Annotated in this window: 13 protein-coding genes and 1 other RNA gene; 8 read left to right on the forward strand and 6 right to left on the reverse strand. The window is 62.5% G+C overall.

The features are described from left to right. Positions 1–36 precede the first annotated feature (36 nt). Positions 37–1,503 carry a D-alanyl-D-alanine carboxypeptidase/D-alanyl-D-alanine endopeptidase gene (gene dacB, locus ACIPQ1_RS00120; RefSeq protein ID WP_411386914.1) on the reverse strand — a complete coding sequence of 489 codons (1,467 nt, stop codon included), beginning with the start codon at positions 1,501–1,503 and terminating at the stop codon, positions 37–39. 233 nt (positions 1,504–1,736) lie between these two features. On the opposite strand from dacB, the gene ACIPQ1_RS00125 reads away from it, so the two are divergent. Then, positions 1,737–2,081: a YggL family protein gene (locus ACIPQ1_RS00125; protein WP_186705268.1), complete on the forward strand. Its 345-nt coding sequence runs from the start codon at positions 1,737–1,739 to the stop codon at positions 2,079–2,081. Between the two features lie 158 nt (positions 2,082–2,239). Here ACIPQ1_RS00125 and ACIPQ1_RS00130 read toward each other — a convergent pair whose 3' ends face one another. Next, positions 2,240–3,430, reverse strand: a complete 1,191-nt coding sequence (locus ACIPQ1_RS00130) for a benzoate/H(+) symporter BenE family transporter (RefSeq protein ID WP_411386916.1) — start codon at positions 3,428–3,430, stop codon at positions 2,240–2,242. A 368-nt stretch (positions 3,431–3,798) separates the two neighbouring features. Between ACIPQ1_RS00130 and ACIPQ1_RS00135 the strand changes: the two genes are divergently transcribed. Beyond that, a complete protein-coding gene (locus ACIPQ1_RS00135) occupies positions 3,799–4,563 on the forward strand; it encodes a GntR family transcriptional regulator (protein ID WP_186705267.1) in 765 nt (254 codons plus the stop codon). Positions 4,564–4,686: 123 nt separating this feature from the next. On the opposite strand, the gene guaD is transcribed toward ACIPQ1_RS00135, so the two are convergent. The 4 genes from guaD to xdhA all read right to left on the reverse strand — a co-directional run bounded on the left by guaD (position 4,687) and on the right by xdhA (position 10,819). Continuing rightward, on the reverse strand, positions 4,687–5,991 hold the full coding sequence (gene guaD, locus ACIPQ1_RS00140) for a guanine deaminase (RefSeq protein WP_446533343.1): 1,305 nt from the start codon (positions 5,989–5,991) through the stop codon (positions 4,687–4,689). A 20-nt stretch (positions 5,992–6,011) separates the two neighbouring features. Further along, positions 6,012–6,848 carry a xanthine dehydrogenase accessory protein XdhC gene (gene xdhC / locus ACIPQ1_RS00145; protein ID WP_446533344.1) on the reverse strand — a complete coding sequence of 279 codons (837 nt, stop codon included), beginning with the start codon at positions 6,846–6,848 and terminating at the stop codon, positions 6,012–6,014. Between the two features lie 124 nt (positions 6,849–6,972). Continuing rightward, positions 6,973–9,372, reverse strand: coding sequence for a xanthine dehydrogenase molybdopterin binding subunit (gene xdhB, locus ACIPQ1_RS00150; RefSeq protein ID WP_446533345.1), 2,400 nt, complete (start codon positions 9,370–9,372; stop codon positions 6,973–6,975). Next, positions 9,365–10,819: a xanthine dehydrogenase small subunit gene (gene xdhA / locus ACIPQ1_RS00155; RefSeq protein WP_446533346.1), complete on the reverse strand. Its 1,455-nt coding sequence runs from the start codon at positions 10,817–10,819 to the stop codon at positions 9,365–9,367. Before xdhA ends, xdhB begins: the two co-directional genes overlap by 8 nt. A 383-nt stretch (positions 10,820–11,202) precedes the next feature. Here xdhA and ACIPQ1_RS00160 point away from each other — a divergent pair, with 383 nt between their 5' ends. The 6 genes from ACIPQ1_RS00160 to ffs all read left to right on the forward strand — a co-directional run bounded on the left by ACIPQ1_RS00160 (position 11,203) and on the right by ffs (position 20,842). Next, positions 11,203–11,862: a GntR family transcriptional regulator gene (locus tag ACIPQ1_RS00160; protein WP_186705262.1), complete on the forward strand. Its 660-nt coding sequence runs from the start codon at positions 11,203–11,205 to the stop codon at positions 11,860–11,862. Position 11,863: 1 nt separating this feature from the next. Next, complete coding sequence (gene smc, locus ACIPQ1_RS00165; protein WP_411386921.1) at positions 11,864–15,352, forward strand: chromosome segregation protein SMC; 3,489 nt, start codon at positions 11,864–11,866, stop codon at positions 15,350–15,352. Positions 15,353–15,610: 258 nt separating this feature from the next. Then, positions 15,611–16,456: a cell division protein ZipA gene (zipA, locus tag ACIPQ1_RS00170; protein ID WP_411386922.1), complete on the forward strand. Its 846-nt coding sequence runs from the start codon at positions 15,611–15,613 to the stop codon at positions 16,454–16,456. Positions 16,457–16,609: 153 nt separating this feature from the next. Next, positions 16,610–18,967 (forward strand): NAD-dependent DNA ligase LigA, encoded by a 2,358-nt coding sequence (ligA, locus tag ACIPQ1_RS00175; protein WP_446533347.1) that lies wholly within the window; start codon positions 16,610–16,612, stop codon positions 18,965–18,967. A 267-nt stretch (positions 18,968–19,234) separates the two neighbouring features. Continuing rightward, the gene (locus ACIPQ1_RS00180) at positions 19,235–20,395 is read left to right on the forward strand and encodes a zinc-binding metallopeptidase family protein (protein ID WP_250962666.1); all 1,161 of its coding nucleotides are present in this window, start codon (positions 19,235–19,237) and stop codon (positions 20,393–20,395) included. Between the two features lie 350 nt (positions 20,396–20,745). After that, an RNA gene (gene ffs, locus ACIPQ1_RS00185) (signal recognition particle sRNA small type) lies at positions 20,746–20,842 on the forward strand. Positions 20,843–20,864 lie beyond the last annotated feature (22 nt).

The raw sequence follows: 20,864 nt of genomic DNA on the forward strand, positions 1-20,864 counted from the left end.
CGAGCAGGCTCGCTCCCACATTGGGTATGTGCTGGGTTAGAGCACCGAAGCCGTCTGTGGCAATTTCGGCTGGCGGTACAGGTCCAGCAGCACCTGGTCCAGCACCGACGAAGCGCCCCATGGCTTTGGATCGTTGAGGATCGCCACCACTGCCCAAGTGTTGCCGTTGATGTCACGGCTGTAGCCAGCGATGGCGCGGACGGTGTTCAGGGTCCCGGTCTTGACGTGGGCTTCGCCGGCCATGGCGGTGGTCTTCAGGCGTTTGCGCATGGTGCCGTCGGTGCCGGCAATCGGCATCGAACTGATGAACTCCGCCGAATACGGGCTGCGCCAGGCGGCTTGCAGCATCGCAGCCATTTCCCGCGCGCTGACCCGTTCGGCGCGGGACAGGCCCGAGCCGTTCTCCATCACCAGGTGCGGTGCGGTGATGCCTTTCTTCGCCAGCCACTGGCGTACCACCCGTTGCGCAGCCTTCGCGTCGTCACCGTCGGCTTCGTTGCGAAATTGTGCGCCCAGGCTCAGGAACAGTTGCTGGGCCATGGTGTTGTTACTGTATTTATTGATGTCGCGGATGATCTCTGCCAGGTCCGGGGAGAACGCCCGGGCCAATACCTTGGCGTTGCCCGGGGTCGTGGCCAGGCGGTCCTGGCCCTGGATGCTGCCGCCCAATTCCTTCCAGATGGCCCGCACCGCGCCAGCGGTGTAGGTGGCATGATCGAGCAGCGACAGGTAGGTCTGGGAGCTGCAACCTTCACCGAGTTGGCCGCTGACAGTGACGGTCATGCTGCCATCGGCCTGGGCGACGGGGTTGTAGCGAACGCCGCCGGCACATTGCTTGCCGTTGACGGCCTTGACCACGTTTTCGATGCGAATGCTGGCAATCGGCGGCTCAACCGACACCAGCACCCGGCCGCCATCATTGCGAGCGACGAAGCGCAGGGCCTTGAGGTTGACCAGCAGCGAGTCGGGCTTGACCAGGAAGGGTTTGTTTTCGTCGTTGCCGTCGTCGTTGAACTCGGGCAGTTGCGGCTGGATGAAGAAACTGCGGTCCAGCACCAGGTCACCGGTGACCTGCTGGACGCCGTTGGCCCGCAGATCGCGCATCAGCAGCCAGAGTTTTTCCATGTTCAGCTTGGGATCGCCGCCGCCCTTGAGGTACAAGTTGCCGTTGAGGATCCCGCCGCTCAGGGTGCCGTCGGTGTAGAACTCGGTTTTCCACTGATGATTGGGACCGAGCATCTCCAGGGCCGCATAGGTGGTCACCAGTTTCATGGTGGATGCCGGATTGACCGAAACATCTGCGTTGTACAGGGTTGGCGTGCCGGGGCCGTTGAGCGGCACCAGCACCAGGGACAGGGCGTCGTTCTGCAGTTTGCTGGCCTTGAGGGCCTTTTGTACGTTGGGCGACAGGGCGGTGTTGATCGTGGCAGCGTGGGCGGTGACAGGGAGGGCCAGGGGAAGAAGAAGGCTGGCCAGAAGCAATGGACGCAAAGATTTGATCATTTGAAATAAAACCCTACAGGCGAGGGGGAAAATACGAGGACATGAAAATGAACGTCCTCAACGGGCATGAAAGTGTCGGCATTATGCCCCAAGGCGCAACGGCATGTGCCGTGCCCAAGCCCAGCGAAGCGGTATTTTTTTACCAACGGTTAACGGACTTGCCCGATGAGTCGGGCAATCGACGCACCAAACTGGTAAAGTGCCGGCCGTTATTACTTATGAGGATTGTTCCAATGGCGACTAACCGTTCCCAGCGTCTGCGCAAAAAGCTGTGCGTGGATGAATTTCAAGAGCTGGGTTTCGAACTGAACCTGGATTTCAAAGAAGATCTGGCCGATGAGGCTATTGACGCTTTCCTCGACGCGTTCCTGAAAGAAGCCATGGAAGCCAATGGCCTGGGCTACGTCGGCGGTGACGACTACGGTCTGGTTTGCCTGCAGAAGCGTGGCTCGGTCACCGAAGAGCAGCGCGCTGCCGTTGAAGCCTGGCTCAAGGCCCGTCCTGAGCTGACCAGCGTTGAAGTCAGCCCGTTGCTGGACGTGTGGTACCCGGAAAAGCCGATCAATCCGGTCGCTTGATGGTCAGAAACCGGCAGCCCTTTTGGGTGCCGGTTTTTTTGTGTCTGTCTGTTGGGTAGCTGTTGCCCTTCAGGCCGCTATCGCGAGCAAGCTCGCTCCCACAGGGGTGATGTGAACGACACACATCCCCTGTGGGAGCGAGCTTGCTCGCGATGCTTTCAATTGTTGCGCCAGTTCAGGATCAGCAACGTCAACACCCCCGCCACAATCCCCCAGAACGCCGAACCGATGGAGAACAGCGTCAGCCCCGACGCCGTGACCATGAAGGTGATCAGCGCCGCTTCCCGCTCCTTCACTTCGCTCATGGCGATGCTCAGGCCATTGATGATCGAGCCGAACAGCGCCAGGGCCGCGATGGACAGCACCAGTTCCTTGGGCAGCGCCGCGAACAATGCCGCCAGCGTCGCGCCGAACACCCCGGCAATTCCGTAGAAAATCCCGCACCAGACCGCCGCCGTGTAGCGCTTGTTGCGATCTTCGTGGGCGTGGGGCCCGGTGCAGATGGCCGCGCTGATGGCCGCCAGGTTGATGCCATGGGAGCCGAACGGTGCCAGCAGCAGCGAGGCGATGCCGGTGCTGGTGATCAGCGGCGAAGCCGGCACGTTGTAGCCGTCGGCCCGCAATACGGCGATGCCGGGCATGTTCTGCGAGGTCATCGCCACCACGAACAGCGGAATGCCGATGCTGATGGTGGCTGCCAAGGAAAAGTGCGGCGTGGTCCAGACCGGCGTCGCGACTTCCAGGGCAAAGCCGCTGAAGTCCAGCAACCCCAGCAGGCCGGAAAGCGCTGTGCCGATCAGCAGCGCCGCGAGCACCGCGTAGCGCGGCGACAGGCGCTTGACGATCAGGTAAGTAAAGAACATCCCCAGAACCAGTCCGGTGCGATGCTGGGTGGCGACGAAGATCTCGCTGCCGATCTTGAACAGAATCCCCGCCAGCAACGCCGCCGCCAGCGAGGCCGGAATGCGCTTGACCAGGCGCTCGAAACTGCCGGTCAGGCCGCAGATCGTCACCAGCACCGCGCAGGTTATATAGGCGCCGATGGCCTCGCCATAACTCACGCCGCCCAGGCTGGTGATTAGCAGCGCGGCGCCGGGTGTCGACCAGGCGATGGTGATCGGCGTGCGATAGCGCAGCGACAGCCCGATGGAGCACACCGCCATGCCGATGGAGATCGCCCAGATCCACGAGGAAATCTGCCCGCTGGTCAGTCCCGCCGCCTGTCCGGCCTGGAACATCAGCACCAGGGAACTGGTGTAGCCGGTCATCATCGCGATGAACCCGGCGACGATGGCCGAAGGCGAGGTGTCGGCCAATGGACGAAGTGGCGTGGTCGTGACTTCGGTCATGGTGGGCGGTGGTCCTTGTTATAGATTGTCTGGACTCGGGCGAGCCATTGCTTTTGTGGCGAGGGAGCTTGCTCCCGCTCGGCCGCGGAGCGGTCGTCATGCATCCTGTTGGAGGTCTGAACGAATGCGGGGGGATTGCTTCGCAATCCAGCGGGAGCAAGCTCCCTCGCCACAAAACCGAGGTTTAAGCCTAAACTCAACCCCATCATCGATTGCAATACAGCCATGCCCGCAAACAGCCGTACAGTCGTGTTGCCATCAGAGGTTGTGTACAATCGAGCTGTTTTTTACGCGATACTTGCCAGCGACCCGCTGTGCCGTATTACAGTCACGGTCAATTCGCCGCAGTTCTCCCGACTCGAGTGCCCATGAACGAACAGTTGCAGCCCCTCAAGAAACAACCGCGAGCTGGTAAAACCGGCCGCAGCGGAACCCAGGACGATATTGTCTATGCGCACATCTTCGAGGCCATCCTCGAACAACGCCTGGCGCCCGGGACCAAATTGAGCGAAGAGGCGCTGGGGGAGATTTTCGGAGTCAGCCGCACGATCATCCGCCGGGCCTTGTCCCGCCTGGCCCACGAAGGCGTGGTGTTGCTGCGGCCCAATCGCGGTGCCGTGGTGGCGAGCCCGAGTGTCGAAGAGGCCCGCCAGGTGTTCATGGCCCGGCGCCTGGTGGAAAGGGCGATCACCGAACTGGCGGTGCAGCACGCCACGGCCGAACAACTGGCTGAGCTGCGGCAGATGGTCAGCGACGAGCGCGACAGTTTTTCCCGGGGCGACCGTGGCGCTGGCATCCGTTTGTCGGGCGAGTTCCACCTCAAGCTGGCCGAAGCGGCGAAGAATGCCCCGCTGATCAGCTTCCAGCGCAGCCTCGTGTCCCAGACCTCGTTGATCATCGCCCAGTACGAAAGCGGCAACCGGTCCCACTGTTCCTACGATGAACACACCCAGTTGATCGACGCCATCGAGGCCCGCGATGCCACGCTGGCCGTGGACCTGATGATGCATCACATGGACCACATCGACAGCAAGCTCAACCTCGACGAAGAAAGCGCGTCGGATGACCTGCACGCGGTGTTCTCGCATCTGTTGCAGAGCAAGAAGCCGGGGCGGTCGACGGCCAAGCTCTGAGGGATTTGAGTCAGTCATACCGCCGATCGCGAGCAAGCTCGCTCCCACAGGGGTTATGTGTACACCACAAATCCACTGTGGGAGCGAGCTTGCTCGCGATAGCGTCCTGGCAGGCAATACAGCCTAGCGCTGATGCACCAACCTGCCGGCCGCATAAGTCTGCGCCACCGTCCGGTCATCCCCCAGCGTCATCAACACGAACAACCGTTCGGCAATGTCCTTGGCCTGCTTGAGGCGATAGCTCAGCAGCGGCGTGGCGTTGTAGTCCAGCACCAGGAAGTCCGCGTCCGTCCCCGGTTGCAACGTGCCGATCTTGTCCTCCAGGCGCAGGGCCCGCGCGCCGCCGAGGGTGGCCAGGTACAGTGACTTGAACGGGCTCAGCCGCGCGCCCTGCAGCTGCATCACCTTGTAGGCTTCGTTCAGGGTGTGGAGCAGCGAAAAACTGGTGCCGCCACCTACGTCGGTGCCCAACCCGACGTTCACCTTGTGCTTCTCGGCCATGGGCAGGTTGAACAGGCCGCTGCCGAGGAAAAAGTTCGAGGTCGGGCAGAAAGCGATGGCCGACCCGGCCTCGGCCAGCCGCGCGCATTCGTCATCGCATAAATGCACGCCATGGGCGAACACCGAACGCTCGCCAAGCAGTTGGTAGTGATCGTAGACGTCCAGGTAGCCCTTGCGCTCCGGGAACAGCTCCTTGACCCACTGCACTTCCTGCAGGTTCTCGCTGATGTGGGTCTGCATGTACAAGTCGGGGTATTCCCCCAGCAATTGACCGGCCAGGGTCAGTTGTTCCGGGGTGCTGGTGGGAGCGAAGCGCGGGGTCACGGCGTAGTGCAACCGGCCCTTGCCGTGCCAGCGCTCGATCAGCGCCTTGCTCTCGGTGTAGCTGGATTCGGCGGTGTCGACCAGATAGTCCGGGGCGTTACGGTCCATCATCACTTTGCCGGCGATCATCCGCAGATCAAGTTTTTCGGCTATTTCAAAAAACGAATTCACCGATTGTGGGTGCACGCTGCCGAACACCAGCGCGGTGGTGGTGCCGTTGCGCAGCAACTCCTTGACGAAGATATCCGCCACCGCATCGGCGTGGGCCTTGTCGGCGAACTGGCTTTCGCAGGGGAAGGTGTAGGTGTTGAGCCAATCCAGCAATTGCTCGCCATAGGCGCCGACCATGCCGGTTTGCGGCAGGTGGATGTGGGTGTCGATCAAACCTGGCGTGATCAGTGCGTCCGGGTAATGGGCGATGTCGATGTCCGCCGCCAGGGTCGGCAACAGGTCATGGGCGTGGCCGATGGCGCTGATCTGGCCGTTTTCCACCACCAGCAGGCCGTCTTCGAAATATTCATAGGACGCTTCGATACCCACTTCGGCCGGGTCGGCGAGGCTGTGGAGCAGGGCGGCGCGGTAGGCTTTGCGTGTCAGAGGCATGGTCTGTCTCGATAAAGGGATTAACGCTGGCTGCGGCGCGAAGCTGGCAGCAACTTGGCAATGGGTTCGGCGCGCGAGGTGTGCTGGCCGAAATCCGCGTTATAGGTGGCGATGATTTCGCCGGCGATGGAGATGGCGATTTCCACAGGCAACTTGCCTTTGACTTCGCCGATACCCATCGGGCAACGCATGCGTTGCAGGGTATTGCTATCGAAACCGCGATCACGCAGGCGATGTTCGAACTTGACGCGCTTGGTCTTCGAACCGATCAGGCCGAAGTAGGCAAAGTCGTTGCGCTTGAGGATCGCGGCGCTCAGCTCCAGGTCGAGCTGATGGTTGTGGGTCATGACGATGCAGTAGCTGCCGGCGGGCAATTCATCGACTTCATCCAATGGCTCTTCGGCCACAATCTTGCGCACGCCATGGGGCAAGTGTTCGGGGAACTCCGCTTCTCGCGAGTCGATCCAGCGCACCTTGCAGGGCAGGCTCGCCAGCAGCGGCACCAGGGCGCGGCCGACATGGCCGGCGCCGAACACGGCGATCTGCGCCTGGACCTGGCCCATGGGTTCGAACAGCAACACGGTGACGCCACCGCAGCACTGGCCCAGGCTCGCACCAAGGCTGAAACGCTCCAGATGGGTGTTCTGCTGGCCGCTGGCGAGCATTTGCCGAGCGATCTCCATGGCCTTGTATTCCAGGTGCCCGCCACCGATGGTGTCGAACGTCTGGCTGGCGCTGATGACCATCTTCGAACCGGCGTTGCGCGGGGTGGAGCCGAGCTCTTCGATGATCGTCACCAGCACGCAGGGTTCGCCGCGGGTTTGCAGGTCGGCGAGGGCGCTGATCCAGTTGTACATAATTCACCTCGACATCTCTGTTGTCTGTGGCGGCCTTATCGCGAGCAAGCTCGCTCCCACAGGGGATTTGTGAACACTGACCCAATGTGGGAGCGAGCTTGCTCGCGATTGGCCGCGCCGCGGTCTAAAGCGGAGCCAACTCAGCCCCGGCTTCCGCAGGCCTAACAGTCTTCAACTGCTGCATCTGCTCACACCCCCACAGCACCCGCTCCGGCGTCGCCGGGGCATCGATGTTCGGTTGCTGCCGGTAATCCCCCAGGCTCGCCACGGCGTCCTTGATGGCGCACCACGCGGCGATGCCGAGCATGAACGGCGGCTCGCCCACGGCCTTGGAGTGGAACACCGTGTCTTCAGGGTTCTTGCGGTTTTCCACCAGCTTGACCCGCAGGTCCAGTGGCATGTCGGCCACGGCGGGGATCTTGTAGCTGGCCGGGCCATTGGTCACCAGCTTGCCCTTGTCATTCCACACCAGCTCTTCCATGGTCAGCCAGCCCATGCCCTGGATGAAACCGCCCTCGACCTGGCCGATGTCGATGGCTGGGTTCAGCGAGGCGCCGACATCGTGGAGGATGTCGGTGCGCAGCATCTTGTACTCGCCGGTGAGAGTATCGACGATCACCTCGGCACACGCCGCGCCATAGGCGTAGTAGTAGAACGGCCGGCCACGGGCCTGGCTGCGGTCGTAGTAGATTTTCGGGGTCTTGTAGAAGCCGGTGCTGGACAGTGAGACCTGGGCGAAATACGCCTGCTGTACCAACGCTTCGAAGGTCAGGATGTGATCGCGCACCCGCACATGGCCGTTGTGGAATTCCACGTCTTCTTCGCTGACCTTGTATTGCCGCGCGGCAAATTCCACCAGGCGCCGCTTGATGATTTCGGCGGCATTCTGCGCCGCCTTGCCATTCAGGTCAGCGCCACTGGAAGCGGCGGTGGGCGAGGTGTTCGGCACCTTGTCGGTGTTGGTCGCGGTGATCTGCACGCGGTCCATTTCCACCTGGAACACCTCGGCCACCACCTGGGCGACCTTGGTATTCAGGCCCTGGCCCATCTCGGTGCCGCCGTGGTTGAGGTGGATGCTGCCGTCGGTGTAGACGTGGATCAAGGCGCCGGCCTGGTTGAGGAAACTGGCGGTGAACGAAATGCCGAACTTCACGGGCGTCAGCGCCAGGCCCTTCTTGAGGATCGGGCTGCCTGCGTTGTAGCGACGGATCGCTTCACGGCGTTCGGCGTACTGGCTGCTTTCTTCAAGCTCGGCGGTCATTTCCTCGAGCATGTTGTGCTCGACGGTCTGGTAGTAGTGGGTGACGTTGCGTTCGGTCTTGCCGTAGTAGTTGGCCTTGCGCACCGCCAGCGGATCGAGCCCCAGGTGCCGGGCGATGGCGTCCATCACTTCTTCGATGGCGACCATGCCCTGCGGCCCGCCGAACCCCCGGTAGGCAGTGTTCGACGCGGTGTTGGTCTTGCAGCGGTGGCCGTTGATGGTCGCATCGCCCAAGTAGTAGGCGTTGTCGGCGTGGAACATCGCCCGGTCGACGATGGAGGCCGACAGGTCCGGCGAGCAGCCGCAGTTGCCGGCCAGTTCCAGGGCGATGCCGTGCAAGCGCCCGCGGCTGTCGAAGCCGACGTCGTATTCGATATAGAAGGGATGGCGCTTGCCGGTCATCAGCATGTCTTCGACCCGAGGCAGGCGCATCTTGGTCGGCTGCCCGGTGAGGTGCGCGATGACGGCGCACAGGCACGCCGGGCTGGCGGCCTGGGTTTCCTTGCCGCCAAAGCCGCCGCCCATGCGGCGCATGTCCACCACGACCTTGTTCATCGACACGCCGAGTACTTCGGCCACCAGTTTCTGCACTTCGGTGGGGTTCTGGGTCGAGCAGTAGACGATCATGCCGCCGTCTTCGGTGGGCATCACCGAGGAAATCTGGGTTTCCAGGTAAAAATGTTCCTGGCCGCCGATGTGCAGCGAGCCCTGGATACGATGCTCGGCGCTCGCCAGCGCCGTGGCCGAATCGCCGCGCTGGTGGGTGTGGCTGTCCAGCACGAAGTGCCGCTTGCGCAGGGCTTCGACCACGTCCAGTACCGGCTCCAGGTCTTCGTATTCGATGATGGCGGCCATCGCTGCCTTGCGAGCGGTCTCAAGGTCCTTGGCCGCAACAGCCAGCACCGGTTGGCCGACGAACTGCACATCATCAATGGCCAGCAGCGGATCGCCGGGCAGCAGTGGGCCAATGTCCTTCAGGCCTGGAATGTCTGCGTGGGTGATGGCGATGCGCACGCCGTCAAAGGCGTAGCACGGCGCGGTATCGATGCGGATGATCCGGGCGTGGGCGCGGTCCGACAGCCGGGCATAGACGTGCAACTGGTTCGGGAATTCGAGGCGATCATCGATGTACTGCGCCTCGCCGGACACGTGCTTGGCGGCGCTGTCGTGCTTGACGCTACGGCCCACGCCAGTGGTGAGGTCGCGGGCGAACAGCTCCGCCAGTTCGGCTTGGGTCTTCTCTACGGCGTGATGGTTAGACATAAGCGGTCACCCGAGTCTCGATGTGCGGCGTTTGCAGTTCGATGAAGTATTTGCGCAACAGGTTGCGGGCGCTGAGCAGGCGGTATTCCTTGCTGGCGCGGAAGTCCGACAGCGGCGTGAAGTCCTCGGCCAGGACGGCGCAGGCGCGCTCGACGGTGCTATTGGTCCACGGCGCGCCGATCAATGCGGCTTCACAATGCTTGGCACGTTTCGGTGTGGCGGCCATGCCGCCGAAGGCCACGCGGGCGTCGCGGACCACACCGTTGTCGATGCGCAGGTTGAACGCCGCGCACACGGCGGAAATATCATCGTCCAGGCGCTTGGACACCTTGTAGGCACGGAACGCCTGTTCGGCATTGGCCCGCGGCACGATGATCTTTTCGATGAATTCGCTTTCCTGGCGGGCGGTGACCCGGTAATCGATGAAGTAGTCTTCCAGGGCCAGGGTGCGGCGGGTCTGGCCCTTGCACAGCACGATTTGCGCGCCGAGGGCGATCAACAGGGGCGGCGAGTCACCAATAGGCGAGGCGTTGCCGATGTTGCCGCCCAAGGTGCCCTGGTTGCGGATCTGCAGCGAGGCGAAGCGTTGCAACAGTTCGCCGAAATCCGGGTATTCGGTTTTCAGGGCCTCGTAGCAATCGGAGAGGGCGGTGGCGGCGCCGATTTCCAGGCGGTCGTCGAAACGCTCGATGCGCTTGAGTTCGGCGACGTTGCCCACGTAGATCATCACCGGCAGGGTGCGATGAAATTGCGTGACTTCCAGGGCCAGGTCCGTACCGCCGGCCAGCAGGCGCGCCTGGGGATAGGCGTCGTAGAGATCGGCCAGGTCGGCCACGGTCAGCGGCACCAGGCAGCGTTTGTCGCCGCTGTTGAGTTCACCGGTCTCGGTGGGGGCGATGGCTTTGAGGCGGGCGATGGTCTCGGCCTCGCGGGCGTCGAACTGGTCGGGCTGCTTGCCGCAGCAGGCCTGCGCGGCGGCGGCCAGGATCGGCCGATAGCCGGTGCAACGGCACAGGTTGCCGGCCAGGGCTTCGTGGGCCTGGTGGGCGTCGGCCTGCTCGCTGTTTTTCTGCAGGGCGAACAGCGACATGACGAAGCCCGGTGTGCAGAAACCGCATTGCGAACCGTGGCAATCGACCATCGCCTGCTGAACGCTGTGCAGTTGGCCCTGGTGCTTGAGGTCCTCGACGCTGATCAGTTGCTTGCCGTGCAGGGAAGAGACGAAGGTCAGGCACGCGTTGAGGCTGCGGTAGCGAACGCGTTCGCGGCCATTGGCGTCCGTTTCCAATTCGCCCACCACCACGGTACACGCGCCACAGTCGCCGCTGGCGCAGCCTTCTTTGGTGCCTGGTTTACCAACGTGTTCGCGCAAGTAGTTGAGCACGGTCAGGTTCGGGTCCAGGGCGTGCTCGCTACGGAGTTCCTGGTTGAGTAAAAACTGGATCACGGAAGGCCTCGCAGACTCATTATTGTTGTTTCGACGTGGGCCTGAATTTATCAGGTCTGACTTTTCGGTCAACGATTTTCTGACTTAAGGGTCAAGAAAATCCATCTGGTCGATGAACAACGCTTTATGGACACGTTGGAACCCTGTGGGAGCCGAGCTTGCTCGCGATGACGGCGGTACATTCAGTATGGATGCAAGCTGACAGACCGCTATCGCGAGCAAGCTCGGCTCCCACCGGTTCTTCCACAGATTCTGTTCCAGGATGAGAGCCCGGTTTTTTTTGCTTATATCGTGCCAAAAACCCGCTGCAGGCCCTGCGCCATGACGTACCGAGTGCGCTACACTGCGCCGCTTGTGCAAATCGAAGAGTTTGAAGGACAACCATGACGTTCAAGGCCCCGGACAGCCTCGCCGAGCAAATCGCCCATCACCTCGCCGAACGCATCATTCGCGGCGAAATGAAACCGGGAGAGCGCATCCAGGAGCAGAAGGTCACGCTGGCGCTCAACGTCAGCCGCGGCTCGGTCCGCGAGGCCTTGCTGATCCTGGAGCGACGCCATTTGATCGCGATCCTGCCGCGCCGTGGCGCCCACGTCACCGAACTCACCGAGCACAAGGTGCGCAGCCTCTGCACCCTGATGAGCGAGCTGTACATCCTGCTGGGCAACGCCGTGGCCCATGGCTGGAAAGAACAGGCCGACATGGCGCCGTTCGTCGCGATCCAGCAGCGTCTCAACGACGCCTACGCGCGCCAGGACATCCGCACCTTCGTCGATGAAAGCTTCAGCGTGATGCGCGCCGCCTATCCCTTTGCCAACAATCCGTATTTGCAGGAAACCGTCGAGAACCTGCAACCGGCCATGAGCCGTGCCTATTTCCTGGCCCTGGACCAGCGCAAGGCGGAAATGAGTGAGTTCCTCGACCTGTTCCAGCGCCTGCTCGCCGCGGTGCTGGCCCGTGATTTGCCGCAGATCCGCATCGTGCTCACGGCCTACGCCCAGCGCAGTTGCGACCTGGTGGTTTCTGCCCTGACGGCGGCCTGACGTGCGGCTCAAGTGCATCAAGTTGGCGGGGTTCAAATCCTTCGTCGACCCGACCACGGTGAACTTCCCCAGTAACATGGCGGCGGTGGTCGGGCCCAATGGTTGCGGCAAGTCGAACATCATCGACGCCGTGCGCTGGGTGATGGGCGAAAGCTCGGCCAAGAACCTGCGCGGCGAGTCGATGACCGACGTCATCTTCAACGGCTCCACCAGTCGCAAGCCCGTGAGCCAGGCCAGCATCGAGCTGGTGTTCGATAACTCCGACGGCACCCTGGTGGGCGAGTACGCGGCCTATGCGGAAATCTCCATTCGTCGCAAAGTGACCCGCGACAGCCAGAACAGCTATTTCCTCAACGGCGCCAAGTGCCGTCGCCGGGACATCACCGATATTTTCCTTGGCACCGGCCTGGGCCCGCGCAGCTACTCGATCATCGAGCAGGGGATGATCTCCAAGCTGATCGAGGCCAAGCCCGAAGACCTGCGCAACTTCATCGAAGAGGCCGCCGGCATTTCCAAATACAAGGAGCGCCGGCGCGAGACCGAAAACCGCATTCGTCGCACCCACGAAAACCTGGCGCGCCTGACCGACCTGCGCGAAGAACTCGAACGCCAGCTCGAACGTCTGCACCGTCAGGCCGAGGCCGCGAAGAAGTACCAGGAATACAAGGGCGAGGAGCGCCAGCTCAAGGCCCAACTGTCGGCTTTGCGCTGGCAGGCGCTGAACGAGCAGGTCGGCCAGCGCGAAGCGATCATTGGCAACCAGGAAATCAGCTTCGAAGCTTTGGTGGCCGAGCAGCGCAACGCTGACGCGGCCATCGAGCGGCTGCGCGACGGCCACCATGACTTGTCCGAGCGCTTCAATCTGGTGCAAGGGCGCTTCTATTCCGTGGGGGGCGACATCGCCCGGGTCGAGCAGAGCATCCAGCATGGTCAGCAGCGGCTGCGGCAGTTGCAGGACGACTTGAAGGAAGCCGAGCGGGCGCGCCTGGAAACCGAATCGCACCTGGGTCATGACCGCACGCTGCTGTTGACCCTCGGCGAAGAGCTGGACAGGCTGACGCCGGAGCAGGAAATCACCAGCGCCGCCGCTGAAGAGGCCGCCGCAGCCCTGGAAGAAGCCGAGCTGACCATGCATGGCTGGCAAGAGCAGTGGGACAGTTTCAACCTGACGTCGGCCGAGCCACGGCGCCAGGCAGAAGTCCAACAGTCGCGCATCCAGCAGTTGGAAACCAGCATGGAGCGCCTGGCCGAACGCCAGCGCCGCCTGTCCGAAGAGCGCGCCTTGCTCGCCGCGGATCCGGAAGACGCCGCGATTCTGGAACTGAGCGAGCAACTGGCGACCAGCGAAGCCACCCTCGAAGACCTGCAGGCCAGCGAAGATGCCCAGGTCGAGCGCCTTGAACAACTGCGCCAAGCCTTGCAACTGGCCTTGCAGAACCAGCAACAGGCCCAGGGCGAATTGCAGCGGCTCAATGGGCGGCTGGCCTCGCTGGAGGCCTTGCAGCAAGCGGCGCTGGACCCAGGCACGGGTACGGCTGAATGGCTGCGCGACCAGCAGTTGGCCGAGCGCCCACGACTGGCCGAGGGCCTGAAGGTCGATGCTGGCTGGGAACTGGCGGTGGAAACCGTGCTCGGCGCCGACCTGCAAGCGGTGCTGGTGGATGATTTCGCTGGCTTCGACCTGTCGGGCTTTACTCAAGGCGATCTGCGTCTGCTCAGCCCTGCCGGCGATGGCGTGCGAATTCCCGGCAGCTTGCTCGATAAGGTCGAGGCCCAGGTCGACCTGTCGCCCTGGCTCGGGCAGGTCAAGCCAGTGGACAGCCTTGAGCAGGCCTTGGCCCTGCGTGGACAATTGGCAGCCGGCGAAAGCTTGATCAGTCGTGACGGGTATTGGGTTGGCCGGCATTTCCTGCGGGTGCGCCGGGCCAGCGAAGCCGAGAGCGGCATGCTCGCCCGCGGCCAGGAAATCCAGCGCCTGGGCGCCGAGCGCGAAGAGCGCGAAGCCAGCGTCGAAGCCCTGGAAACCGAATTGCAAAACCTGCGGGCGCAACAGCGTCAACAGGAAAACGGCCGCGAACATCTGCGGCGACTATTGCAGGATGAAGCGCGCCAGCAAGGCGAGCTCAAGGCGCAGTTGTCGGCCGGCAAGGCCAAGGTCGAGCAACTGGCGCTGCGCCGCACCCGCCTGGAAGAAGAAATCGCCGAGCTGGGTGAGCAGCGGGCGTTAGAGCACGAGCAGATCGGCGAAGCGCGCTTGCAATTGCAAGAAGCCCTCGATGCCATGGCGCTGGACACCGAGCAGCGCGAACTGTTGCTGGCCCAGCGTGACAGCTTGCGCGAGCGCCTGGACCGGGTGCGCCAGGAAGCACGCCAGCACAAGGACCACGCCCATCAGTTGGCGGTGCGCCTGGGCTCGCTCAGAGCCCAGCACGATTCCACGCGCCAGGCCTTGGAACGGCTGGAAATGCAGTCCGAACGCCTGACCGAAAAACGCGAGCAGTTGAGCCTCAATCTGGAGGAGGGCGAAGCGCCGCTGGAAGAGCTGCGCCTCAAGCTTGAAGAGTTGCTCGACAAGCGCATGAGTGTCGACGAGGAGCTCAAGACCGCGCAAATCGCCTTGGAGGACGCCGACCGTGAACTGCGCGACGCCGAAAAGCGCCGCAGCCAGGCCGAGCAGCAATCGCAACTGATCCGTGGCCAGATGGAACAGCAGCGCATGGAATGGCAAGCCCTGACGGTGCGGCGCAAAGCCTTGCAGGACCAGTTGCTGGAAGACGGCTACGACCTCGACGGCGTGCTCGCTACCCTGGTGGCCGGGGCGAACGAGAAGGACGCCGAGGAGGAGTTGGAGCGCATTGCCCAGCGCATCCAGCGCCTGGGGGCCATCAACCTGGCGGCCATCGACGAGTACCAGCAGCAGTCCGAGCGCAAGCGCTACCTGGACGCTCAGAACGACGACTTGGTGGAGGCGCTGGAGACCCTGGAAAACGTCATCCGCAAGATCGACAAGGAAACCCGCAACCGCTTCAAGGATACCTTTGATCAGATCAACGGCGGTTTGCAGGCCCTTTTTCCAAAAGTTTTCGGTGGCGGCAGCGCCTACTTGGAACTGACGGGCGAAGATTTACTCGATACAGGGGTGACAATCATGGCGCGTCCTCCTGGCAAGAAGAACAGCACCATCCATTTGCTCTCCGGTGGCGAAAAGGCGCTGACCGCGCTGGCCCTGGTCTTTGCCATCTTCAAATTGAACCCGGCGCCGTTCTGCATGCTCGACGAGGTCGACGCGCCACTGGACGACGCCAACGTAGGCCGTTACGCACGGCTGGTGAAAGAAATGTCTGAAACGGTGCAGTTCATCTACATCACCCACAACAAGATCGCCATGGAAATGGCCGATCAGTTGATGGGGGTGACGATGCACGAGCCGGGCTGTTCGCGACTGGTGGCGGTGGATGTGGAGGAGGCCATGGCCATGGTGGATGCCTGAACAACGGCTTGTAGGGCTTCACCTTCGAACGCTGCAGGTATTTTTTACCCCTGGGGCTGATGTTCAATTCACAGATTGGGCACAAGCCTATGCGACAGACGGTGTAAAGTTATCTTTGGTCGTGCTAGTTTAATGTCAATTTTTCGTATGCGTGGGCAAAACGCCATTCAGAACATAGAGTTGGCGCCACGTTTTAAAGCGGTTTGCAAATAGCTAAGCCCCTTATTTTTCAGCATTTTTATAGAGGCACGGGATTACATGGAAATCGGTCTGCGCGAGTGGCTGATCGTCATCGGCATCATTGTCATTGCCGGTATTCTTTTCGACGGCTGGCGTCGCATGCGCGGCGGCAAGGGGAAACTGAAGTTTCGCCTGGATCGCAGCCTGTCGAACCTGCCCGATGAGGATGATAGCGCCGAGCTGCTGGGTCCGCCGCGGGTGCTGGACGCCCACAAGGAGCCGCAGCTGGACGAGCATGACTTGCCGTCGATGAGCGCGCCTGCCCGTGAGCCACGGGAGTCGGGTTCCAAGCGTGGCAAGCGCAACAGCGAGCCGTCCCAGGGTGATTTGAACCTGAACCTCGACCTGGATGGCGGGCCGAGCTTCAGCAGTCGCGACGGCGACTTCCCGGACGAAAACAAGGCCCCGAGCGGCGACAAGGACCAGGCCCAGGCTGAAGAAGTGCTGGTGATCAGCGTGATCTGCCGCGACCCGGCCGGCTTCAAGGGCCCGGCGTTGCTACAGAACATCCTCGAAAGCGGCCTGCGTTTTGGCGAAATGGACATTTTCCACCGTCACGAAAGCATGGCCGGTAACGGCGAGGTGCTGTTCTCCATGGCCAACGCGGTCAAGCCTGGCGTGTTCGACCTCGACGACATCGATCATTTCAGCACGCCGGCGGTGAGCTTCTTCCTTGGCCTGCCGGGCCCGCGTCATCCCAAGCAGGCATTCGACGTGATGGTGGCCGCCGCTCGCAAGTTGTCCCAGGAGCTCAACGGCGAACTGAAGGACGACCAGCGCAGCGTGCTGACCGCCCAGACCATCGAGCACTACCGCCAGCGCATCGTCGAATTCGAGCGCCGGGCGCTGACCCAGAAGCGCTGATCAATGACACAGGCTCTCCCTGACCAGAGAGCTTTTTGTGGCAGGAGAGCTTTTGTGGCGAGGGAGCTTGCTCCCGCTGGGGGCGAAGCCCCCCAAAAGGTTTAAAAAGAATGAGCAGCCCAGGCTGCTCTTTTGCTTTATGAGAGAACACCCATGAACGCCGTCGAAACCCGCATCCTAGAGCTTCGCACCGAGCTGGATCAGCACAACTACCGCTACCACGTCCTCGACGAACCCACCATCCCGGACGCCGAGTACGACCGCCTGTTCCACGAGCTCAAGGCCCTGGAAGAGCAGCACCCTTCACTTGTCACCAGCGATTCCCCGACCCAGCGGGTCGGCAGCGTGGCGCTGTCGGCGTTCAGCCAGGTGCGTCACGAGATCCCGATGCTCAGCCTGGGCAACGCTTTCGACGAAACTACCCTGCGCGAATTCGACCGCCGGGTGACGGAAGGCCTCGACCTGCCCATGGGCGATTTGCTGGGCGGTGGCGCGGCAGTGGAGTACAGCTGCGAACCGAAGCTCGATGGCCTGGCGGTCAGCCTGTTGTACCAGGACGGCATGCTGGTGCGCGGCGCCACCCGCGGTGACGGCACCACGGGCGAGGACATCAGCGTCAACGTACGCACCGTGCGCAACATTCCCCTCAAGTTGCAGGGCAGTGGCTGGCCGCCGCTGCTGGAAGTGCGCGGCGAGGTGTACATGTCCAAGGCCGGCTTCGAGCGCCTCAACGCCACGCAACTGGAGGCGGGCGGCAAGACGTTTGCCAACCCGCGCAACGCGGCGGCCGGCAGCCTGCGTCAGCTTGACTCCAGGATCACGGCCAACCGTCCCCTTGAGTTCTGTTGCTATGGCATTGGCCAGGTGACGGCGGACATCGCCGACACCCATATTGGCAACCTCAAGCAACTCAAGGCGTGGGGCATGCCCATCAGTCGTGAGTTGAAGCTGGCCCACGGCGTCGACGAATGCCTGGATTACTACCGTGACATCGGCGAGCGGCGCAACGCGTTGCCCTATGAGATCGACGGTGTCGTGTTCAAGGTCAACAGCATCGCTTCCCAGCGCGAGCTTGGTTTCCGTGCCCGGGAACCGCGCTGGGCCATTGCCCACAAGTTTCCCGCCACCGAAGAACTCACCGAGTTGCTGGACGTCGAGTTCCAGGTCGGCCGTACCGGCGCGGTGACTCCGGTGGCCCGTCTCAAGCCGGTGAAAGTCGCCGGCGTAACCGTGGCCAACGCGACGTTGCACAACATGGACGAAGTGGCGCGCCTGGGCGTGATGATCGGCGATACGGTGATCATCCGCCGTGCCGGGGACGTGATCCCGCAGGTGGTTCAGGTCGTCACCGAGCGCCGTCCGGAAAACGCCCGCCCGGTGGAAGTGCCCCAGCAATGCCCGGTCTGCGGCTCCCACGTCGAGCGCACGCAGCTGATCAAGCGCAGCAAGGGCCGCGAAACCGTCAGCGAAGGCGCGGTTTACCGCTGCGTCGGTCGCCTGGCCTGTGGCGCGCAGCTCAAGCAGGCGATCATCCATTTCGTCTCGCGTCGGGCCATGGACATCGAAGGCTTGGGCGAGAAGAGCGTCGAGCAACTGGTGGATGAGGGCCTGGTGGGATCGCCTGCCGACCTGTATGCGCTGACCTTCGAGCAGGTGGTCGACCTGGAAGGCTTCGCCGAACTGTCGAGCAAGAACCTGCTGGCCGCCATCGTCGACAGCAAGCAGCCGAGCCTGGCGCGTTTCATCTATGCCCTGGGCATCCCGGACGTGGGCGAGGAGACCGCCAAGGTCCTGGCCCGCTCCCTCGGTTCGCTGGAGCGCGTGCAGGCGGCGTTGCCCCAGGTGCTCACTTACTTGCCTGATGTCGGCCTGGAAGTCGCCCACGAGATCCACAGCTTCTTCGAGGACCCGCACAACCGCCAGGTGATCAAGGACCTGTTGCGCCATGGCCTGGAGATCCAGGACCAGGGCGAGTTGGGCGCCGAGTTCTCCGCCAGCACGACCCTGGGCGGCTTTCTCGACAAGTTGCACATTCCCTCGGTGGGGCCGGGCGGGGCGCAGAAGCTGGCGGACAAGTTCGGCTCGCTCGACGCGGTGATGAACGCCGACTGGCTGGACATGCGCCAGGCCCTGCCGGAAAAACAGGCCAATGCCGTGCGCGAGTTCTTTGCCATCGCCGCCAACCGTCAGCAGGCCGAAGCGGCGGAACAGCAGTTGCGCGACTTTGGCATGCACTGGCAGAGCGAGAAGAAGGTCGTCGAAGGCTTGCCCGAGGCGGGGCACACCTGGGTGCTGACCGGTTCGCTGGAACTGATGAGCCGTGACGTCGCCAAGGATAAGTTGGAGAGCCTGGGGGCGAAGGTCGCGGGGTCCGTGTCGGCGAAAACCCACTGCGTGGTGGCCGGGCCGGGTGCTGGTTCGAAGTTGACCAAGGCCAACGAGCTGGGTCTCAAGGTGCTCGACGAACAAGCCTTTGTCGATTTCCTGGCGGGCCATGGCATCACGGTCTGAGGGTGATCGGCTTTTGTGGCGAGGGAGCTTGCTCCCGCTGGGCTGTACTGTAGGAGCTGACGAGTGCAACGAGGCTGCGATCTTTCCACTGCCCATTGAGTCGTGAGCGAAAGATCAAGATCAAAAGATCGCAGGCTTCGCCAGCTCCTACAGAGCCGAGCGGGAGCAAGCTCCCTCGCCACGGTTGATCGGCGCTATGACGCAACGCGTTGGAACGATCATGAGCGTAAGGTGATCTAGTCTTGCAGGCTCCAGGGAGAGATCGCCATGTACCGCTTCTTCGAACAACTGAGCTCACGCATCGCCGCGCCGTTCCTGGGTGATCGGTCACGTAACAGCAAGGTCTGGCCGTGCCGCTGCGGCCAGTCATTGTTCTTTCGCAACAGCCAGTGCCTGGCCTGTCTGGCGGCGCTGGGTTATCAGCCTGAGCGGAGCCGCCTGTCCTCCCTGCAACCCGGTGAGCAACCCGACACCTGGACGCTGGATGCCGATCCGCACGCGGGGCTGTTTCGCCGTTGCGCCAACCTCGACACCCCGGCGGCCTGCAATTGGCTGCTGCCGGACAATGGCCACGATACCCTGTGCATCGCCTGTAGCCTGAATCGCACCATTCCCGACCTGTCGATTCCGGAAAATCCTGAACGTTGGCGCAAGGTCGAGACCGCCAAGCGTCGACTGGTCGCGCAACTGATCACCTTCGGCTTGCCGGTCATCCCGAAAACCGTCAATGAAGACATCGGCCTGGCGTTCGATTTCATCGGCGTCGATCCAGATGGCACGCCGCCGACCACGGGTCACGCCAGCGGATTGATCACCCTCGACATCAAGGAGGCGGACGATGCCCATCGCGAGCATGTGCGCCAGCAGATGCACGAACCGTATCGCACCTTGCTCGGGCATTTTCGCCATGAGGTGGGGCACTACTACTGGGACCGGTTGATTGCCAACAGCCACTGGCTCGAGGCTTTTCGCGAACTGTTCGGCGACGAGCGCGCCAGCTATGCCGACGCCCTGGATCGGCATTACCAGCAAGGTGCGCCGCTGGATTGGCAAAGCCGCTACGTCAGTGCCTACGCCACCATGCACCCATGGGAGGACTGGGCGGAAACCTGGGCCCATTACCTGCACATGATGGACGCGGTGGACACTGCCCTGGGCTTTGGCATGAGTGCTCGGGAGATGGATTTCGACTACCAGCCGTTCCCGCCCGAGACGTTGTACGACGCCGAACACGCAGGCGGCGCGGCCTTCCTCTCGTTCGTCAACGCCTGGATCGAACTGGCCGGCATGCTCAACGAACTGTCCCGCAGCATGGGCCAACCGGACTTCTACCCGTTCGTCGTACCGGCCGCCGTCATTACCAAGCTGCACTTCATCCATCTGGTGATCCAGGAGGAGGGCGGTCGGGCGGATGAGGTGCTGTTGTAGAGGCACAGATCCCCTGTGGGAGCGAGCTTGCTCGCGATAGCGACCGGTCAGCTTGTATCGATGCCGAATGTACCGACGCCTTCGCGAGCAAGCTCGCTCCCACACTGGCTCTCGGCTGTCCACAGCTCCTGCGTCAGGCACAGAACCCCGTGGGAGCGAGCCTGCTCGCGAAAGCGGTGGATCAACTTGCATCCATGCCCGATGTGCCAACGTCATCGCGAGCAAGCTTTGCTCCCATGGCAAGTGCTTGAACGCCTTCAGTTTTTAATCCGACACGAACGGTTGTAACTTCTTGCCAGATAGGTACAATGGCGCGGCTCGCCGTCAGGCGGGCGTCGTTATGGTGACCCCATCGGTCCCCCCGCAACGATTACCCGTGAACCTGGTCAGATCCGGAAGGAAGCAGCCACAGCGGGAACATTGTGTGCCGGGGTGTGGCTGGTGGGGTTGCCTCCATAACGCCCAAGCC

Source organism: Pseudomonas sp. LARHCG127 (assembly GCF_052871455.1).